17 protein-coding genes are annotated in these 18,697 nt (G+C 63.4%); all 17 read right to left on the bottom strand.

Features of this window, described 5'->3' with window-relative positions; translation table 11 throughout:
- Positions 1–89: 89 nt before the first annotated feature.
- The 17 genes from ftsA to ABDZ98_RS14420 all read right to left on the bottom strand — a co-directional run bounded on the left by ftsA (position 90) and on the right by ABDZ98_RS14420 (position 18,691).
- Positions 90–1,379, bottom strand: coding sequence for a cell division protein FtsA (gene ftsA / locus ABDZ98_RS14500; RefSeq protein WP_160591582.1), 1,290 nt, complete (start codon positions 1,377–1,379; stop codon positions 90–92).
- The gene (locus ABDZ98_RS14495) at positions 1,379–2,287 is read right to left on the bottom strand and encodes a cell division protein FtsQ/DivIB (RefSeq protein WP_160591580.1); all 909 of its coding nucleotides are present in this window, start codon (positions 2,285–2,287) and stop codon (positions 1,379–1,381) included. Before ABDZ98_RS14495 ends, ftsA begins: the two co-directional genes overlap by 1 nt.
- Positions 2,287–3,252 carry a D-alanine--D-alanine ligase gene (locus ABDZ98_RS14490; RefSeq protein ID WP_160591578.1) on the bottom strand — a complete coding sequence of 322 codons (966 nt, stop codon included), beginning with the start codon at positions 3,250–3,252 and terminating at the stop codon, positions 2,287–2,289. The genes ABDZ98_RS14495 and ABDZ98_RS14490 overlap by 1 nt, the downstream gene beginning before the upstream one ends.
- A complete protein-coding gene (gene murB, locus ABDZ98_RS14485) occupies positions 3,249–4,229 on the bottom strand; it encodes a UDP-N-acetylmuramate dehydrogenase (protein ID WP_160591576.1) in 981 nt (326 codons plus the stop codon). Before murB ends, ABDZ98_RS14490 begins: the two co-directional genes overlap by 4 nt.
- On the bottom strand, positions 4,226–5,641 hold the full coding sequence (gene murC / locus ABDZ98_RS14480) for a UDP-N-acetylmuramate--L-alanine ligase (protein ID WP_160591574.1): 1,416 nt from the start codon (positions 5,639–5,641) through the stop codon (positions 4,226–4,228). Before murC ends, murB begins: the two co-directional genes overlap by 4 nt.
- Complete coding sequence (gene murG / locus ABDZ98_RS14475) at positions 5,638–6,912, bottom strand: undecaprenyldiphospho-muramoylpentapeptide beta-N-acetylglucosaminyltransferase (protein ID WP_160591572.1); 1,275 nt, start codon at positions 6,910–6,912, stop codon at positions 5,638–5,640. The genes murC and murG overlap by 4 nt, the downstream gene beginning before the upstream one ends.
- The gene (locus tag ABDZ98_RS14470; RefSeq protein WP_160591570.1) at positions 6,909–8,132 is read right to left on the bottom strand and encodes a peptidoglycan glycosyltransferase FtsW; all 1,224 of its coding nucleotides are present in this window, start codon (positions 8,130–8,132) and stop codon (positions 6,909–6,911) included. Before ABDZ98_RS14470 ends, murG begins: the two co-directional genes overlap by 4 nt.
- Positions 8,129–9,484, bottom strand: coding sequence for a UDP-N-acetylmuramoyl-L-alanine--D-glutamate ligase (gene murD, locus ABDZ98_RS14465; protein ID WP_160591568.1), 1,356 nt, complete (start codon positions 9,482–9,484; stop codon positions 8,129–8,131). The genes ABDZ98_RS14470 and murD overlap by 4 nt, the downstream gene beginning before the upstream one ends.
- Positions 9,481–10,551 (bottom strand): phospho-N-acetylmuramoyl-pentapeptide-transferase, encoded by a 1,071-nt coding sequence (mraY, locus tag ABDZ98_RS14460; RefSeq protein WP_160591566.1) that lies wholly within the window; start codon positions 10,549–10,551, stop codon positions 9,481–9,483. The genes murD and mraY overlap by 4 nt, the downstream gene beginning before the upstream one ends.
- 13 nt (positions 10,552–10,564) lie before the next feature.
- Complete coding sequence (locus ABDZ98_RS14455) at positions 10,565–12,022, bottom strand: UDP-N-acetylmuramoyl-tripeptide--D-alanyl-D-alanine ligase (protein WP_160591564.1); 1,458 nt, start codon at positions 12,020–12,022, stop codon at positions 10,565–10,567.
- Positions 12,019–13,491, bottom strand: coding sequence for a UDP-N-acetylmuramoyl-L-alanyl-D-glutamate--2,6-diaminopimelate ligase (locus ABDZ98_RS14450; protein WP_160591562.1), 1,473 nt, complete (start codon positions 13,489–13,491; stop codon positions 12,019–12,021). Before ABDZ98_RS14450 ends, ABDZ98_RS14455 begins: the two co-directional genes overlap by 4 nt.
- On the bottom strand, positions 13,491–15,248 hold the full coding sequence (locus tag ABDZ98_RS14445; protein ID WP_160591560.1) for a penicillin-binding transpeptidase domain-containing protein: 1,758 nt from the start codon (positions 15,246–15,248) through the stop codon (positions 13,491–13,493). Before ABDZ98_RS14445 ends, ABDZ98_RS14450 begins: the two co-directional genes overlap by 1 nt.
- Positions 15,245–15,805 (bottom strand): hypothetical protein, encoded by a 561-nt coding sequence (locus ABDZ98_RS14440; RefSeq protein WP_160591558.1) that lies wholly within the window; start codon positions 15,803–15,805, stop codon positions 15,245–15,247. Before ABDZ98_RS14440 ends, ABDZ98_RS14445 begins: the two co-directional genes overlap by 4 nt.
- Positions 15,802–16,788 (bottom strand): 16S rRNA (cytosine(1402)-N(4))-methyltransferase RsmH, encoded by a 987-nt coding sequence (gene rsmH / locus ABDZ98_RS14435; protein WP_160591556.1) that lies wholly within the window; start codon positions 16,786–16,788, stop codon positions 15,802–15,804. Before rsmH ends, ABDZ98_RS14440 begins: the two co-directional genes overlap by 4 nt.
- Complete coding sequence (locus tag ABDZ98_RS14430) at positions 16,785–17,282, bottom strand: division/cell wall cluster transcriptional repressor MraZ (protein ID WP_343809080.1); 498 nt, start codon at positions 17,280–17,282, stop codon at positions 16,785–16,787. The genes rsmH and ABDZ98_RS14430 overlap by 4 nt, the downstream gene beginning before the upstream one ends.
- A 214-nt stretch (positions 17,283–17,496) precedes the next feature.
- Positions 17,497–18,345 carry a Gldg family protein gene (locus ABDZ98_RS14425; protein WP_160591553.1) on the bottom strand — a complete coding sequence of 283 codons (849 nt, stop codon included), beginning with the start codon at positions 18,343–18,345 and terminating at the stop codon, positions 17,497–17,499.
- On the bottom strand, positions 18,317–18,691 hold the full coding sequence (locus ABDZ98_RS14420) for a hypothetical protein (protein ID WP_160591551.1): 375 nt from the start codon (positions 18,689–18,691) through the stop codon (positions 18,317–18,319). Before ABDZ98_RS14420 ends, ABDZ98_RS14425 begins: the two co-directional genes overlap by 29 nt.
- Positions 18,692–18,697 lie beyond the last annotated feature (6 nt).

Here is an 18,697-nt window from a genome sequence, read left to right as displayed (position 1 = left end):
AAATTGATATTTCGCTTGTGCCACAAAGCGATTCCAGCCGTTAATAGGTAATAGGATGTATCCACAGCCATGCGCGCATGGCGATGTGTCTAAAAATAGTCCTTCATCGCCGACCAGACGTGCCTGACAAGCGAAAATCCGCTCACCCTTGTGGTGCTGGTGAAGCGTGAACCGACCGAACGAATATCGACCGGGTCCTCCGCAGCATACAGCACCAGCCCCGCCAGCGTGGCGAATCCGGGCACGCCATGCGCTTCGGGAAGCCCGCGCAACTGCGGTGATTTTCCAATCCGCACCGGTGTGCCCAGCACGCTTTGCGCGTAATCGGCAAGGCCTGCCAGTTCCGCACCGCCGCCGGTCAGCACAACCTGCCTGGCAGCAGATTTACTGCCGGTGAAGCCCATTTTCTCCAGCGCGCGGCCAACATCGCTCATCAATCCGTCAAGCTCGGCCGTGATGACGGAGATCAGTTCCGCGCGCGGAATTCTGCCGCGATCATCGGCGCCGCGCGCCACATGGCCGGTGCCATCGTCGTCAGGACCGGTCACGCTAATCATCTCGCGGTGATCGGACGGGCTGGCAATGGCCGAGCCTGAAACGCACTTCAGCCGCTCTGCCTGGAACCGCCTGATGCCAAAGGCAGATGCAATCGCATCGGTGATGTCGGCAGACCCGCGTGAGATGGAATGCAGCCCCACCAGCATGCCGCCGGCGTAAACGGCGACATTGGTCACTTCTCCGCCAAATTCCACCAGCGCCACACCCAGGTCGCGCTCTTCCGGCGTGAGGCAGGCATAACCGGCAGCCAGCGGCGAGGCGACAATCCCCTCCACTTCCAGATGGGCATTCTGCACTGCTTCGGTGACATTGCGCATGGGCGCGCCGTCGGCCAGCATCACGTGGATATCCACGCCCAGCCGGTCTGCATGCAGCCCCTTGGGATTGGCCACGCCGTCTGCGCCATCAAGGAAATAGCACGCGGGCTGTGCGTGCAGCACCATGCGCCCGTCCGGCTCCAGCCCCTCTCGCGCGGAGACGAGCAGGTGCTCGATATCCTCTTCCTCGATCCGCCTGCCGCCAATCTCGATCTCCACCGGACTGATGGTGGAATACAGGCCCGCCCCTGAACAGCCGATCCAGACGCTGGTGACATTGACCCCGGCCAGCTTCTCCGCCCGTTCGATCGCATCGCGCACGGCATAGGTGGCCGCCGCCATATCGGTGACATAGCCGCGCTTTATGCCCTGCGCCGCGCGGTGGCCGCTGCCCAGTACGTGCAGCTCACCGTTCTCGGTCAGGCCCGCGATCATGGCGGAAATGCGGAAAGAGCCGATGTTCACGGCGCCGATGACCTGCGTGATCCGTGGCTGGCTGGCCATCAGCTGTCCTCCTGCAAATCGAGTTCGCGATCGGCCCGTCCCGGCACGCGCAGATACATGCGCGGCGGATTGCGCATGTCGAAACCGGCCACTTCGCCGCCAATCAGGCGGTGCAGTCCGTCTGCCCGGGCAAAGCTGATCAGGGCGGCTGCGGCGCGGTCCTCCCCTTCGGGCAGGGCCAGTTGCTGATCGGTGCGGAAAGTCAGGTTCCAGCGGCGATTGCCAACCCATTCCGCGCCCACAACCTGCGGACGCAGGGCAGGCGCTGTATCGAGCAGCCGGGTCAGCGCTTCCACCTGCGACTGCGCACCTTCACCGGCAATCACCAGCATGCCCTCCGCATCGGCGGGAGAGATCGGGTCCAGTTCCACGCCGGTGGGGTCGATCAGCATCAGCCGGTCTGCCCGGCGCAGCACCGCATGCGGCTCCCGCTCGACGATATCGATCACCAGCGCATCGGGCAGTTGGCGCGAGACACGCGCATCCTTGACCCAGTCGAGCGCTTCGATCCTGCCGCGCAATTCCTCCAGATCGACCAGAGGCATGGCCAGGTCCTCATTGCCGATGGCAAGCGCATAGACTTCCATCTCGTTGAGGCGATTGGTGCCCAGCACCTCCACATGGCGAACCTTGTAACCGGCATTGGCCGCGGTCCGCGCGAACCGCTGCGAGGCGATTTCGCTGACTCCCGTGACCCGCGCCACCACCACCACCAGCGCCAGCACGAAGGCGAATATCAGGACGATGAAGAAGCGGTGCCACTGCTCTTCGGTGAAGGGCAATGCCTGCATGATCCGGTCGAGCACCGACGTGGTCTTCGCCCGTGCCTTGCGCACCTGGCCCTGGCGTCCCTGCGCCTTGGCCTGACGGCGAACCCCGGTGGCGTTGCGGCGGATTGTCTGGGCCATCAGGAGGACGCTCCCCCCGGTGACAATTTGGCGAAATGGTCCAGCGCATCCTTGATGATGATTTCCACCAGTTCAGGATAGGCAATACCGCAATGCAAGGCCTGCTCGGGCACCAGGCTGAGCGGGGTCATGCCCGGCTGGGTGTTGGTTTCCAGCAGGAACAGCCCGTCTTCCCCGCGCTCGTCATCCCAGCGGAAGTCGGATCGGCTGACACCGCGGCATCCCAGCCTGCGATGCGCCTGCAACGCATATTCGAGGCACAATTTCTCGATTTCCGGCGGAATATGCGCGGGGCATACATGCTCTGTCATGCCATCGGTATATTTCGCGGTGAAATCGTAAAAGCCGCTCTTGGGCACCAGCTCGGTCACCATCAGGGCGCGGTCACCCAGCACCGCCGTGGTCAGCTCGCGCCCGCGAATATACGGTTCTGCCAGCAGCGTTTCGAACTTCTGCCACGGCCCTTCGGCATCGCGGCGGATGGGATTGCCGCAATTGCTCTCATCCGTGATGATCGCAACACCCACGGAAGATCCTTCGTTGAGCGGCTTGAGCACATAGGGCCGCGCGATCGGATCGCCGGCATACAGGTCTTCGCTGTGCACGATGCGCCCGCCCGGCATCGGAATGCCATGCGGCACCAGCGCCTGCTTGGTCAGTTCCTTGTCGATGGCGACAACCGAAGTGGCGAGGCCCGAGTGTGTATAGGGAATGCCCATCAGGTCCATCATGCCCTGCACCGTGCCATCTTCACCCGGCACGCCGTGCAGCGCATTGAACACCACATCGGGCGCGGCCTCACGCAATCTGGCGGCTATGTCGCGGTCCAGATCGATGCGGGTGACGCGGTGGCCCAGCCCTTCAAGAGCATTGGCCACGCCATTGCCCGACATCAGCGAAACCTCGCGCTCATTGGCCCAGCCGCCCATCAGGACGACGACATGCAGGTGCGGCAGAAGGCTCATGGTCTGCCCACCCGCTGAATTTCCCATTCCAGCGCCACGCCCGTCTTTTCAGAAACGCGGCGGCGAATTTCCTCTCCCAGCCCTTCGATATCGCTGCTGGTGGCATCGCCGGTGTTGATCAGGAAATTGGCGTGTTTCTCACTCACCTGTGCGCCGCCCATCTTCAGGCCACGGCAGCCGGCCTCGTCCACCAGTTGCCATGCCTTGCGCCCGCCTGCCGCAGCAGGGTCAGGGTTCTTGAAAGTCGAACCGCCGGTTTTGGAACGCAATGGTTGCGATGCCTCGCGTTCGGCGGCGATGCGGTCCATTTCCTTGCCGATAGCCACCGGATCGCCCGGATCGCCCTGGAAACGGGCTGCCACCACAATCGCCCCATCGGGCAGTTTGGAATGACGATAGCTGTAGCCAAGGTCCTGTGCCGGGATATTCACGCATTCGCCGCCCGGCATCACCACATCGCAATCGATCAATATATCCGCCACTTCGCGCCCGTAGGCTCCGCCGTTCATGCGCACGAAACCGCCCACCGTACCGGGTATTCCGCGCAGGAACTCCAGACCGGCAATGCCCGCATCGCGCGCGGTTGATGCAACCAGAATGCCCGGCGCACCGCCGCCGCATTCGATGATATTGTCCCGCCGCACTTCCACGCTGGCAAAGGGCTTGCCCAGCCGCACCACCACGCCCGGCACCCCGCCATCGCGGATGATCAGGTTCGATCCCAGACCCAGCGCCATGACCGGCGTGCCTTCGTCCAGCCCGGACAGGAAACGGGTAAGATCGTCCAGATCGGCAGGTTCGAACAGGTAATCCGCCGCACCGCCGCTCTTGAACCACACCAGCCTGTCCAGCGGGGCATCCTTGACCAGCTTGCCGCGCACGGGTGAGGTGACGACATCGGGCTGGCCCACGTCCTCATCCGATCCCGGCGCGTTGGCGCCCAGCAGTTCATCGCCCGTTTGCGTGCGCCAGTTCATGCCGCTTTTGACCTTGCTGCCTTGATGGATGCGGCAAGTCCCGCCGCCCATTTGGTGATATCGCCCGCGCCAAGGCACACGATGATGTCTCCTGTCTCGATTATTCCGGCGAGTTCGCTCGCCAGTTCCTCTGGCCCGGCGATCTCGCTGGCATTGCGATGGCCGCGCGCCTTGAGGCCAGCGACAAGGGCGGTGCTGTCCGCCCCGGCGATCGGCTGTTCGCCCGCAGCATAGACGGGCGCGGCAAAGACGATATCGGCATCGGCAAAGGCGCCCTGGAACTCTGCCAGCAGATCGCGCAGCCTGGTATAGCGATGCGGCTGGGCGACCGCGATCACCCGCCCCTTTGCCGCTTCGCGCGCAGCCGAGAGGACCGCGCGGATTTCAACCGGGTGATGGGCATAGTCGTCGATCACGCGAACACCGTCCACCTCGCCCACCAGCGTGAAGCGCCTGCGCACTCCGCCAAACCGGGCAAAGCCAGTGCGGATGGTGTCATCGTCGCAGCCCATTTCCACCGCCACGGCAATCGCCGCCAGCGCGTTCTGGACATTGTGACGCCCGGGCATGGGCAGCACGATATTGGCGATGCGCCGTTCATTCCCGTCGCGGTCGCGCTGCACGGCATCGAAACGGGTGGAGCCGCCTTCGCTGGCGATGTTTTCCGCCCGCACGTCTGCATGAGGGGAAAAGCCATAGGTGATGACGCGGCGATCACGCACGCGGGCAATCACGTTTTGCACTTCAGGGTGGTCCACGCACAGCACAGCCGCACCATAGAAGGGCACATTCTCGATAAATTGCAGGAAGGCTTCCTTCACCGCATCGAAAGTGCCGTAATGGTCGAGGTGCTCCGGATCGATATTGGTGACGACCGCAATCGTGCCGTCCAGCCGCAGGAAGGAGCCGTCGCTCTCATCCGCCTCCACCACCATCCAGTCACTGGCACCAAGCCTGGCGTTGGAACCGTAGCTTTCGATGATCCCGCCATTGATGACCGTGGGGTCGATCCCGCCCGCATCCAGCAGCGCCGCCACCATCGATGTGGTGGTGGTCTTGCCATGCGTGCCGGCAACGGCGACGGTGCGCTTCAGGCGCATCAGCTCTGCCAGCATCTCCGCCCGGCGCACCACAGGGATGCGCGATTCCAGTGCCGCGGCAACCTCCGGATTGTCGCGCTTGACTGCGGTGGAGGTGACGACGACCGCCGCATCGCCCAGATTTTCCGCCCGCTGGCCGATCATCACGGAAATGCCGCGCGCGCGCAGCCTTTCCACGCTGGCGCTTTCGGCAATGTCGGAGCCCTGCACGTGGTAGCCCAGATTGTGCATCACCTCGGCAATGCCGGACATGCCGATGCCGCCAATGCCCACGAAATGGATCGTGCCGATATCGGTGCCGATCGCCTTCACGAGTTGCTGTCCTTTGCTGCGCCCTGCGATGCGGTGGCATTCCTGGTGGAACCGCGCGCGGTCTTTGCGCCAACGCGGATCACGTCCTGAATGGGCGTGGCGCCGAAGCTTTCAACCAGATCGGCAAGTTTTTCCGCGGCATCGGGGCGACCGCAGTTCCACGCCGCATGGGCAGCCGTGGCAAGCGTTTCGGGATGCTGCGCCATCGCCTGTATCTGCTTGGAGATATCCTTGGCCATTTTCTGGAACAGGTCGGCCTGACGGTGGCGCATGGCATTGGCCTTGGTGCCGGATGCATCATCGGGATTGGGCACGGTCGCCATCGCCTGGCGAATGGACCGCGCGCCGCCAGCCTTGACCATTTCGCGGGCATTGGCGGTCTGATGATCGTCTGTGGCAATGGGCAGCGGGATCAGGATCGCCGGACGACCCACGGCAGTCAGTTCGGCAATGGTGGATGCCCCTGCACGGCCGATAAACAGATGCGTATCGGCAAGCCGGTTCTGCATATCCTCGAAATAGGTGCCAAGCTCCGCCGGTATCGCATATTCGGCATAGCGATCCCGCACCCGTTCCAGATCTTCCGGGCGGCATTGCTGGGTAATCTGCAGGCGGCTGCGCAGCGCGGGTTGCAACATGGACAGCGCATCGGGCACCACTTCGGACAAGATCCGCGCGCCCTGGCTGCCGCCCGTCACCAGCACGCGAAACAGGCCATCGGCGGTGAAGGCGGGAAATTCCTCATCGCGCAGCGCCAGCACTTCGGGCCGCACCGGATTGCCCACCAGATGGGTCTTGGGCGCATATTTGCCCTTCAGCCGCTGCACATCGGGATAGGCGGTGGCGATGGCGCTCACCCGTCCTGACAGCAGCCGGTTGACCCGGCCCAGAACGGCATTCTGCTCGTGAATAATGGTGGGAATTCCGGCTGAACTCGCCGCCAGCAGCGCGGGCAAGGCGGGATAGCCGCCAAAGCCGATCACCGCGCTGGGCTGAAATGTCTCATACAGGCGTTTTGCCATTCCGCGCCCTTGCAACACGGCGGAAATGCCCGTCGGCCAGCGCAGCGGGTTCTTGCCGAAACGCCCCGCCGGCAGGACATGGGCGGGCAGGAAATCGGGCTTTCCGGGAATTTCCGATCCGCGCTTGTCCGTGATCAGCGCCACGTGATGGCCGCGCTTCTCCAGCTCTGCCGCCAGCGCGAAGGCAGGTGTCAGATGTCCGCCGGTACCACCTGCGGCCAGAACATAATGACAGCTAACCGAACTCATGGCCTCGTCTCTTTCTCCAGCGAGCCGCGCAGATCGAATGCTTCGCGGCTGAGATATGGGTTGCGCCTGGTAATGGTCAGCAACATGCCAATTGTGAAGCACTGGGCGATGGTAGACGATCCGCCATAACTCACCAAAGGCAAGGTCATGCCCTTGGACGGGAAAAGTTGCAGGTTGACGAGAATATTGATGAAAGCCTGCCCGCCAAACAGGGCAATCAGCCCGCTGGCGGCCAGAATGTTGAACAGCCGGTCCTCATCCATCAGCCGCACCAGAACGCGCACCACGATGGCGAGATAGAGGGCGACGATCACCATGCACGCAAGCAGGCCGAATTCCTCGCCGATGACCGAGAAGATATAATCCGTATGCGCCTCTGGCAGGTTCATCTTCTGCCTGCCCAGCCCCAGCCCGGTTCCTGTCCAGCCGCCGCCCATCAGCGTGCGGCTGGCAAGATCCACCTGGTCAAAGGCACTGCCCCCGCCAAGGAAGGAATCGATGCGGTTACGGGCGTTTTCATAGAAACTGTAGGCCAGCACGAGTCCCGCAAGGCCAACACCGGCCAGAATGCCGATGCGCTGCAGGGGCAGGCCCGCCAGCATCACCAGCACAAACCAGCTGCCCACAAACAGGATCGCTTCGCCGAAATTGGGCTGCGCCATCAGCAGGAATACGATGGTGCCGACCAGCGCCGCCGAAATGCCGATGACGGGCAGGCTGGGATCGCGGATCTTCCACGACAAGATCCACGCCAGCGTCACCGCAAAGGCCGGTTTGAGGAATTCCGAGGGCTGGAAAACGATTCCCAGATTGAGCCAGCGCGTGGCGCCGTTCTTCTCCACCCCGATCAACGGCACCAGCAACAGCATCACCAGCATCGCTGCCGACAGCAGGATGGCTTCACGCCGTGCCATATCCTGCGGCAGCAGGGACGTACCCAGCATCACGCCAAGCGCAGCCACCTGCCAGATGATGTGCCGCATGAAGAAATACAGCGGGTCCAGCGTTTGATCTGCGGTCGAAAGCCTGTCTGCACTGGCAGGAGATGCGGCCAGCACGGCAATCGTCCCCAGCGTCATCAAGGCGAGCACCAGCATCAGCAGCACGCGGTCAATCTCCCGCCACCACACCTGCAACTGGCGCTTGCGATCACGCGGGAAGCGCGCGGTCTGAGGTGCAGGCTTGCCGGGCCGGGGAATATACGGGCGCGCCGTCGTCATGCTGCGGACCTCGCGGAAAATCCGGCTTTCGCAGGATCGCTGCCGGTAAGTCCGGCCACGATTTCGCGGAACGTATCGCCGCGCACTTCATAATCGCGGAACTGGTCAAAACTGGCGCAGGCAGGCGAGAGCAGGACAACGTCGCCCGGCTTGGCCGCATCCAGTGCCCGCGTGGTGGCTTCGCACAGCATCTCGCAATTGTGCACCGGCATGTACGGAGACAGCAATTGGGTGAACAGCACGCCCGCCTCGCCAATAGTGTAGGCGGCGACGACATTGCCGAAGAACGGTATGCATTCGTCCAGATTGTCCGCCTTGGGCAATCCGCCGCAAATCCAGTGAATGCGCGGTTCCGGTCCCGGAGCATAGGCGGCCAGCGCGGGCGCGGTGGACGCAGGATTGGTGGCCTTGCTGTCATTGATCACCAGCACGCCATCGAACGTGCCGAGCACTTCCATGCGGTGCGGCAGTCCGGCAAAGCTGGCCAGCCCTTCCAGCACCTGTGCGCGGGTCAGCCCCAGTTCCTCCACCAGCGCAGCGGCGATGGCGGCGTTCTGCAGATTATGTGGCCCCTGCAGGCTGGGCCAGTCACCCTGATGCTGTGCCAGCCCGGAGGCCGAAGCGCACACGGCGCGTCCGGCAGCGCGGCGGCCAGCTTCCACGGCCTGCACCGCGCGCGTTTCATCATCGTCGCAGCCGAACACGGCGAACTGGCCTTCATCCTGCATGGCCAGCAAGCGCGCCTTGGATGCGGCATAGGCGGCAAAGCCATCATACCTGTCCAGATGATCGGGCGTGATATTGATCAGCGCAGCAGCTTCGCAGGCCAGCGAACGGGTCAGGTCGATCTGGTAGCTGGAAAGCTCCAGCACATAGACACCGCCAACAGGCAGTGGATCACTGCCCAGCACGGGCAGGCCGATATTGCCGCCCATGCGCGCCGGAACACCGGCCTGATCGAGCAGGTGATGAACCAGCGCGGTAGTGGTGGATTTGCCATTGGTGCCGGTGATGCCCACCACCTTGTGGGCGGGCAATTCGCTGCGGGCCATGGCGAACAGCTCTATGTCGCCGATGATCGGCACGCCGGCCGCGCGCGCCTTTTCGGTCAGCGGATGGGTGTTGAGCGGGACACCGGGAGAGACCACGATGGCATCGAACTGTGCCAGTTCGATCTCCATCGGATCGGCAATGGTCGCGCGCCCTTCCAGCTTGCGGCGGGGCGTATCCTGCCGGTCCCATGCAGTAACCTGCGCTCCGCTGGCAAGCAGGCTCTCCGCCACCGCCATTCCCGATCGGGCAAGGCCGAGGACGGCAAATTTCTTTCCGGAAAAGGCGTTGGCCGTGATCACCTGAGCTTCAACGTTGCAAGACCGATAACGGCCAGAACGATCGAGATAATCCAGAAGCGGATCACCACAGTCGATTCCTTCCAGCCGAGCTGTTCGAAATGATGGTGGATCGGGGCCATGCGGAACACCCGCTTGCCCGTGCGCTTGAACCAGAACACCTGGATGATGACGCTGACAGCTTCAAGAACGAACAGGCCGCCAACGATGGCCAGCACGATCTCGTGATGACTGGCCACGGCAATCGCACCCAATGCGCCGCCCAGTGCCAGACTGCCGGTATCGCCCATGAACACCGCTGCCGGCGGGGCGTTGAACCACAGGAAGGCAAGGCCTGCCCCCATGATCGCTGCGCATAATATCGCCAGTTCGCCTGCTTGCGGAACGTGCGGAATGCCCAGATATTCGGAATAATCGACGCGGCCCACCAGATAGCAGATCAGCATGAAAGCGCCCGCCGCGATCACCACCGGCATGGTGGCAAGGCCGTCCAGCCCGTCTGTCAGATTGACCGCATTGCCCGCGCCCACAATCACCGTGGCGGCAAACACATAATACAGCCAGCCGAGCGGAATTGATCGGTCGGACAGGAAGGGCACATAGAGGTTGGTGTTGATTTCCCCGACAATCAGATAGGCGGCAATTCCGGCGACGATGAATTCCGCCAGCAGCCGCACACGGCCCGAAACGCCCTTGTGGCTGCGCTTGGTCACCTTGTCGAAATCATCGACAAAGCCGATCACGCCGAAACCGGCAGTCACTGCCAGGCAGGCCCATACGAACGGGTTGGACAGGTCCATCCACAGCAGCATCGAAAGGATCAGGGCGATCAGGATCATCAGCCCGCCCATGGTGGGCGTGCCGACCTTGGCCTGATGGCTGGCCGGGCCGTCGGCGCGGATCGGCTGTCCCTTGCCCTGGCGCACGCGCAGCATGGCGATGAATTTGGGACCGATCAGCAGACCAATGACCAGCGCTGTCATCATGGCCGCACCCGAACGGAAGGTCTGGTACCTGATCAGGTTTAGCAGGCCTTCGAAATCCAGTAATTGTGCAAGAAAATACAGCATTGTTCCGCTTGAATCAGCCTTCCCTGGCGCCAAAATGCGCCACCAGGCGCGACAGGCCCACCGAATTGGAACCCTTCACCAGCACGGCGTCTCCGCCGGCCATGCCGAATTCCTCCAGTGCAGCAATCGCCTCACCCGTATTTTCGCAATGGGCAAAGTGCAGGGGCTTGCCAAGCACATTGGCAAGGCCTTTCCCCAACTCACGTGCCAGCGCGGTCATCTCCTCGCCCACCAGCACGACGAAATCGACATCGGCTGCCAGCAGAGGCTCTGCCAGCTGGGCATGGAAACCCTCTGAAAAGTCTCCCAATTCCTTCATCGCGCCCAGCACCGCCACACGGCGCGTGGCCGGGGTCTGGCCCAATTGCGCCAGCGTAGCGCGCATCGATGCGGGATTGGCGTTGTAACTTTCATCGATCAGCAAGGCATGGCCGCCCGGAACAGGAATGCGCAAACGCGCCCCGCGGCCCTTCAGGCCGCCCATCTCCGCCAGAGCCAGCCCGGCGGACCCCATGTCTCCGCCCGCAGCATGGACGGCAGCCATCACGCACAGCGCGTTCGATATCCAGTGATCGCCCGGCTCGGCAACATTGAAGCACAGGCGATGGTCGCCAAAGGCTGCCGTGACCAGAGACCCGCCATGCGCCATGGGAATGGCATCGAGCAGGCGCATGTCTGCGTGCGGCGCCCGCCCGAAGGAAATCACCTTCGCGCCCTTGGCCAGCGCCGCATCTCGCAGCCGGTCGAAATGCGCGCTGTCTGCCGGGATCACCGCAGTGCCGCCCTTTTGCAGGCCTTCGAAGATTTCGGCCTTGGCATCGGCAATCGCCTCTTCACTGCCAAGGTTTTCGATATGGGCAGGCGCAATGGTGGTGATCACCGCCACATGCGGACGCACCTGCGCGGTGAGGCCGGAGATTTCGCCGGCATGGTTCATGCCCATCTCGAACACGCCGAACCTGCTGCGCGGGGGCATGCGGGAAAGGCTGAGCGGAACGCCCACGTGATTGTTGTATGACCTTATGGAACGGTGCGCCGCGCCCTTGCTGGAACGTTCGAGGGCTGCGAATATCGCTTCCTTTACGCCGGTCTTGCCAACCGATCCCGTCACCCCCAGAATTGTCGCAGAAGCGCGCTTTCGTGCGGCTTTGGCAAGAAGCTCAAGTGCGCTTGAGGTGTCTTTTACCAGCACATGCGGCTGATCGATCGGACGCTCCACCAATGCCGCAGCGGCGCCGCTGGCAAAGGCCTTGTCGATGAACTTGTGTCCGTCCATCGCCTCACCCTTGAGCGCCACGAACAGATCGCCGGACCGCACATCGCGCGAATCCATTTCCACGCCGGAGACCTGAAAGTCCCCGCTCGCCTTGCCGCCGGTTGCCCGGGCGATTTCCTGCGCACTCCACAACGCAAGGCGCAGGCGGTCGGCATCGGCCTGGGGCCAGCGCAATATCTGTGCAACGGCATTCATTGTCCGGCAGCTCCTGCCAATTGTGCGGCGCATTCGCGCGCAACGGTCACATCGTCGAAAGCCAGAACGCGCATATTGTCCCCTGTGCCCACAATCTGTCCCTGTTCGTGTCCCTTGCCGGCGATCAGCACGATATCGTCCGCACCTGCCGCAGCGATGGCCGCAGCGATGGCCTGACGCCGGTCGCCAATTTCCTGCGCCCCCGCTGCACCCTGCAGGATGGCCGCGCGGATCGCCGCCGGGTCCTCCCCGCGTGGATTGTCATCGGTGACGATGACCATGTCCGATCCGGCCACGGCAGCAGCGCCCATCGGCGCACGCTTGCCGGTATCGCGGTCTCCGCCAGCACCGAACACGGTGATCAGCCGGCCTGTAACATGTGGGCGCAAGGCTGCAATCGCGGCCTCCAGCGCGTCGGGCGTATGGGCATAATCGACATAGACCGGTGCGCCGCTCTGCGCGATTGCCGCGCGTTCCAGTCGCCCGCGCACTGGCTGCAACCGGCCCAGCGCATCCATCACCTGCGCCACGGGAGAGCCCGTGGCCAGTGCCAGACCGGCAGAAACCAGCGCATTGGCAACCTGATATGCGCCGATCAGCGGCAGGCGAACCTTGTAGCTGTTGTCTTCATAGACAATCTCAAGTTCCTGCCCCAGCTGGCTGGGCTTGCGGGTAATCAGCCGCAGCTGGTCACCCGCCTCACCCACAGTGAACAGTGACAGGCCGCGCGCGCTGGCGACCTCTATCGCCCGCGCTGACCATGCGTCATCCGCCCAGATCACGGCAGCGCCGCCATCGTCCACAATCTCGGAAAACAGCCGCATCTTGGCGGCGAAATAGTCCTCCATGTCGGCATGGTAATCGAGGTGGTCGCGGCTGAGATTGGTAAATGCCCCGGCGCGCACGGGCAGGCCTTCGTTGCGATATTGGGCAAGGCCGTGGCTCGATGCTTCATAGGCCACATGCGTCACGCCTTCGCGCGCCAGACCGGTCATGTTGGACAGGAAAGTCACGATGTCGGGCGTAGTCAGTCCGGTGGAGACGCTTTCATCGGGAGTGGTCACACCCAGCGTACCGATCGAGGCCGCGCGGCATCCGCACATGCGCCATATCTGCCGGGTCATTTCCACGGTGGAGGTTTTGCCATTGGTGCCGGTGACGGCAACGATGGTTTCGGGAACAGGGGTGAAGAAACGCGCGGCGATGCGGGCAAAGGCGCGGCGCGGCAGTGGATCGGCCAGATGTACGGCGCCAACCACTTGCGCCTCTGGCCGCGCGACAACGGCCACCGCGCCAGAGGCGACGGCAGCAGAGATATAATCTTCGCCGTTCACCTTAACGCCCTGGAACGCGCCGAATATATTGCCGGGAGCGACCTTGCGATGATCGATGGCAAAACCCGTGACACGGCTTTCACCCGCCGCCCCTGCATCCTGACCGATGGCTGCGGCAAGCTGTGCAAGCTTCATCAGTGCGCCTCGCCCGCGACCAGCGGTTGCAGATCTGTCAGGTCGATGTCGCGGCTGTCATCGGGCAACACGCCCAGTTGCGGGCCGATGCGCGGGATCAGATTGCCCACGATCGGGGCAGCATTCCAGGCGGCGGTGCGCTGGTATGAACTGGCGACCGTGCCCTGCGGCTCATCCAGCATGGCGATCACCACATAGCGCGGGCGGTCCATCGGGAAGGCGGCGGCAAAGGTGGAAACCAGCGTGGAGCGGGCATAGCTGCCGTTCTTGGGCTTTTCGGCGGAGCCGGTCTTGCCCCCCACGCGGAAGCCGGGCGCATTGGCGTTTCGACCCGTGCCATAGACCGCGATCATGCGCAGCAGCTGGTTCATCCGCGCGCTGGTGCTGGCCTTGAACACGCGGCGGCCGCGCGCGGCATTGCCCGGTTCAACCCGGCGCAACGTGGCCGGGCGCCAGATACCGCCGTTGACCATGGCGGAATAGGCACTGGCCAGATGCAGCGGGCTGACCGCCAGGCCATGCCCGAAGCCAACCGTCATGCCGGTAAGGCGCGACCAGTCGCCTGAGGGCCACAGCGGCATGCCGCGTCCTGACAATTCGATATAGGGCCGCTCATTCATGCCCAGGTCCATCATGTACTGGCGCAGCTTGTCCGGCCCCAGATTATCGGCGATTTGCGCGGTCACGATATTGGATGAATGGATCAGCGACTGCGGCGCGTTAAGATAGGTGCCAATAACGTGACTGTCGCGAATGCGCATGCCGCTCATCTCGATCGGCCGGTCGGCGCGATAGGTGCGGGAAAGGTCGGTGATGCTGCCCGCATCGATTGCCGCAGCCACGGTCAGTGGCTTGAAGATCGAACCCAGTTCATACACCTGGTTGGTCACGCGGTTGAACACTGCGGGCATCTGACCGTTGGCCACCATCTGTTCGGTGCGCACCAGATCGGCCTGGGTAACCTGGTTGGGATCGAAATCGGGCAGAGAGGCCAGGGCCAGCACTTCGCCAGTATCCACATCCAGCACAATTCCGGCTGCGCCCACCGCATTCACCGCCAGCATTCCGCGGCGCAGTTCGTCTTCCAGCGCGCCTTGCACGCGCACATCGATAGACAGCGCCGAAGGCACACTGCGCTGCGCATGGTCGATCAGATAATCATCCAGCACAGCCTCCATGCCCAATGCGCCGTGGCCATCCTTCACATAGCCCAGCACGTGCGCGGCCAGAGAGCCTTGCGGATAATGACGATCATTCTCACGCGGCAGTTCCAGCGCGAGTTCACCGATTTCCATCACCTTGTTGGCATCTTCGGGCAATACCCTGCGGCGCAGATAGGTCTTGCGTCCGGCCCGCAGTTTCTGCGCGACATCGACCGGGTCCAGATCGGGGAAGATCGCATGCAGGCGGCGCGCGACATCATCGGCCGAATGGACCAGCGGCGGGCCGCCATCATCCATCGCTGCGGGATTATACCACAAGGCATAGGCGGGAAATGCGCGCGCCAGCGGCACGCCGTTGCGATCGGTGATCTCCCCGCGCGGGGGCAGCAATGCCTCTGCCATGCTTTGCTGGGTCGGGGCCGGCTGGACAACGCCGAGATAGGCAATGCGCATCAGCGCCGTCACCGCGATCAGCAGAAACGCCAGCAGCACCAGCAACGCGCGCAGCCGCGCAACCAGCAGCGAGCGGCGGCGATAATCGACAAGGCGGATGCGCCCGGTGCCCAGCGGGCTTGGGGCGGCATAGGCGTTCACTGCCCGGTATCTCCCAGGGCAATTCTCACTACCGGAGCCGATGCGCTGGCACTGGCATTGGCATTAAGCGGAATTCTCAGCGTCTGCTGGGCGATGCGGGCGACCAGCGGCGTTGTGTGCGGTGCGCCGCCGCCGCCAGTTTCCACCAGCGCGACATCCACCGGACGGCCGGTCAATGGAGAAACCAGCCGCGGGAACGGCTTCACCTCGTCCTGCGCGGTCTGCCCGGCAAGGCGGATCGGTGCCGGTGCACCGGCAGCGCGCGGGCTGGCAAAGCGCGACAGCTCACGCTCATTATCGATAAACTGGTCGGCCTTGGGCGCGCTATAGCCAAAATCCACCCGGTTCCACGCGGCCAGCTGGATCTGCCGCGAGCGGGTGAGAAATTCGGTTTCGAGCAGCATGTTCTGCTCTTCCAGAGAGACGATCTGGCGCTCTGCCTTGGTCACTTCGCTGGAAAGCGACCAGACCTGAAAATGCAATACGCCATACAGTGCGGTGCAAATGCCAAGGGCTGCGAACCAGCCAATGCGGCGGAAGCGGGCTTGCGGTGTCATGCGGCCTGTTCCCTTGCTGATTGTGATGGGGCGGCGGTGCGACGGGCAGCGCGCAAAGTGGCCGAGCGCGCGCGCGGATTGCGATCAATCTCCGCCTGAGACGGGCGAATGGCCTTGGTCAGATCGGTAAAGCGCGCCGGGGCAGATGCGCCCAGTTCGGGCAAGTGACGGGACTTGCCCGCTGCGGCATTGGCGGCATCGCGCAGGAAGCGCTTGACCATGCGATCTTCCAGGCTGTGGAAGCTGACGACAGCCAGCCGCCCGCCTTCACCCAGCAGCTGCTCTGCCGCGGCAAGGCCCTGTGCCAGCTCATCAAGTTCGCCGTTCACGTGGATGCGGATGGCCTGGAAACTGCGCGTTGCAGGGTCCTTCGGCGCGCCGGCCCGGTATCCCAGCGCCTTGCGGATCACCTGCGCCAGTTCCCCGGTGGTGGTCAGCGGGCGCGCCGCAACAATCGCGCGGGCCACGCGGCGGGACTGACGTTCCTCGCCATATTGATAGAGCACGTCCGCAATCTCGCCCTCATCCGCCTCATTGACGAAATCGGCAGCGTTGGGGCGTTCGCGGTCCATCCGCATGTCGAGCGGGCCGTTGCTGGAAAAGGCGAAGCCACGCTCCGGCTGATCGAGCTGCATGGAGGAAACGCCGATATCCATGGCAATGCCGTCAACCTGCGCAATGCCGACTTCGGCCATCGCCTCCACCATCTCGGAAAAGCGGCGCGGATGGAGGACCAGGCGCGGTGGCTGCTCCTTCGTCTCGGCCCAGCCGTGACCCGCCTCAATGGCATCGGGATCGCGGTCGAAGGCATGCACCGTGGCACCGGCATCCAGAAAGGCGCGCGTATAGCCGCCTGCACCGAATGTGGCATCGATCACCACATCGCCCGGCGCGATGGCAAGCGCGGCCAGAACTTCGTCCAGCAGGACGGGCACATGGGGGGCGCCGGAGGAGGACTGGCCGGAAGGATTGGCGGCGGTCACTTGCCCCTCCCCTTGGCCGCAGCCTCGGCCATTTCCTGCTCGCAATAGATCTTGAAGAAGTCGAAATCGTCGCCCAGCCCCATCAATATGTCGGGGTTCCAGATGGTGATCACATCGCCGACACCGTGGAAATAGAGCTTGTCCTCGATCTTGCCGAGCTTGACCGATGAGGGATTGAGCACGAAGCGGCCGCTGGCATCGAAGCTGTGACGCTTGAAGCTCCACAACCTGCCAGAGCGGATGGCGCGGTCGAACTTGTCACCGTTCTGCCGGGCCTCTTCCTGCTGCTGGGCGAGAATTTCATCGAAGCGGGCGATACGGTCAGAGCCAAAGCCCACCAGGCACGGCCAGCTGTCATGCTTGCCCACGCACAGTACGCGCTCGTCGCTGGCTTCGGCGATGGGATTGCGCATTTCCGGCGGCAGCACGAAGCGATCCTTCTCGCCGCGAAGCGAAAAGCCCTGACCGCTAAATCCTGCAACTGCCTGCGTCACTTCCCCCAGCCCCACACATTCGGGATCCAATTCAATGGGCAAGCCGCCAGCGTTCGCGCCGTGCAGGTGCACAGCCCGTCCACCCCGAAAAACGGGATGCAACGCAAACGGCTTGTCCGATGGAGAGTTTATGTAACGCGGAGAAAGGCGGGTGGGAAGGGGAAAATACGGGAAATGTGGGGAAACTGCCACAAAACCCTGTATTTATGTCATTTTATGGAGACCCACGAGCCAAAGGCAATATTGAAGACGGGGTTGAATCCCCTGAAATTCCATCAATTTCCGCTATTTTGGCCACCGACTCCGCCAGCTGGCCCGTATTTTCCCCATTCTGGGCAAAAATGCGCTCCAGAATGATTCTCAGGCCCGCGCGGGCGTGCATGTGCGGCCCGGCAAAATCCAGAATCGCCGCATCCGCCACGATCAGCGCATGCCCGGCGCCGACCCGGCACAGCGCGGCGAGCCCGCTCCAGTCATGGCCGTGGCAATCCACTTCAGGCAGGTGGCGCAGGCGGCCGGGCAGGTTGACCGGGATCGGCTGGCCGGAGAAATCCGCCCATGTCATTCCAGCCTGCTGGCTTTCGTCAAATTCCAGCTCCAGCCCCCAGCGTTGCAGAATGGGGGACAGCAGCGCCACGTCCTGCGGCCGGCGCCGGTCCCCCAGGGCAAAGCGCGATTCTCCGGTCATCATCGGATCGGCAAACAGCAGCACGCTGCCGCCTGCCCGCACCCAGTCATCCAGCGCAACATTCTCTTCCGGAGAAAGCGCGCGCGGCTGGGCCAGCAACAGGTAGCGAAACGGTGCAAGGGCCTCCGCGCTGAGGTAGTCCAGCGGCTCGATCCGGTAGGTATCCTCGATCTGCGCGCGCGCCCAATGGACCTGCCCGCTGCTGTCGAGCAATTCGCCCAGCCCGTCTGCCTCTCCCCAATAGATCGGGATGGTGCCCATCAGCGCCAGCGATGGCCGGTCTACATCCTGCTCCTGAGCCAGAACAGGCGCTGCAACTGCCAGCACCAGACCTGCGAGGATCAGCCTAATTCTGTTGTGGAGACGGCGGAACATCGCCTGTTCCCGTTGGCGATGCGCCAGCTGCCTGCCCGCCTGCCGCACCCTGATCCGCCGGAAGTTCCGGCACCACGCCGGCATCGGCCAGCGGATCGCGCGGAGGAGGCGGCACATCCTGTGTCACCGCCGTGGGCAGTGCGTCAGGAACGGCGGTGGCCTGGTTCTGCTGCGCGCTGGACATGATGATATTGGCCAGCCCGACCAGCAGCACCATCGCGCCAAGGCCGAACAGGCCGACCTGCAAGCGCTGCATGCGCTCCTTGCGCGTGCCCGCCAGCGGGGCCAGCGGCAATTCAGCCACAAGACTTTCGCTCTTGATGATATCTCTTGGATCGAGTGCCATGATGCC

Origin of the sequence: Alteraurantiacibacter aestuarii, from assembly GCF_039523595.1 — a bacterium.
In the GTDB taxonomy this organism is placed as follows: domain Bacteria; phylum Pseudomonadota; class Alphaproteobacteria; order Sphingomonadales; family Sphingomonadaceae; genus Alteraurantiacibacter; species Alteraurantiacibacter aestuarii.
The sequence above is the reverse complement of the archived record's forward strand: the minus strand, read 5'-3'. Positions and strand labels throughout refer to the sequence as shown.

Bases quoted from the DNA above. Each gene is read 5' to 3' on its own strand.
- ftsA (WP_160591582.1), bottom strand. From the start codon at position 1,379: ATGGCCAGCCAGCCACGGATCACGCAGGTCATCGGCGCCGTGAACATC.
- ABDZ98_RS14495 (WP_160591580.1), bottom strand. From the start codon at position 2,287: ATGGCCCAGACAATCCGCCGCAACGCCACCGGGGTTCGCCGTCAGGCC.
- ABDZ98_RS14490 (WP_160591578.1), bottom strand. From the start codon at position 3,252: ATGAGCCTTCTGCCGCACCTGCATGTCGTCGTCCTGATGGGCGGCTGG.
- murB (WP_160591576.1), bottom strand. From the start codon at position 4,229: ATGAACTGGCGCACGCAAACGGGCGATGAACTGCTGGGCGCCAACGCG.
- murG (WP_160591572.1), bottom strand. From the start codon at position 6,912: ATGAGTTCGGTTAGCTGTCATTATGTTCTGGCCGCAGGTGGTACCGGC.
- ABDZ98_RS14470 (WP_160591570.1), bottom strand. From the start codon at position 8,132: ATGACGACGGCGCGCCCGTATATTCCCCGGCCCGGCAAGCCTGCACCT.
- mraY (WP_160591566.1), bottom strand. From the start codon at position 10,551: ATGCTGTATTTTCTTGCACAATTACTGGATTTCGAAGGCCTGCTAAAC.
- ABDZ98_RS14455 (WP_160591564.1), bottom strand. From the start codon at position 12,022: ATGAATGCCGTTGCACAGATATTGCGCTGGCCCCAGGCCGATGCCGAC.
- ABDZ98_RS14450 (WP_160591562.1), bottom strand. From the start codon at position 13,491: ATGAAGCTTGCACAGCTTGCCGCAGCCATCGGTCAGGATGCAGGGGCG.
- ABDZ98_RS14440 (WP_160591558.1), bottom strand. From the start codon at position 15,805: ATGACACCGCAAGCCCGCTTCCGCCGCATTGGCTGGTTCGCAGCCCTT.
- ABDZ98_RS14425 (WP_160591553.1), bottom strand. From the start codon at position 18,345: ATGTTCCGCCGTCTCCACAACAGAATTAGGCTGATCCTCGCAGGTCTG.
- ABDZ98_RS14420 (WP_160591551.1), bottom strand. From the start codon at position 18,691: ATGGCACTCGATCCAAGAGATATCATCAAGAGCGAAAGTCTTGTGGCT.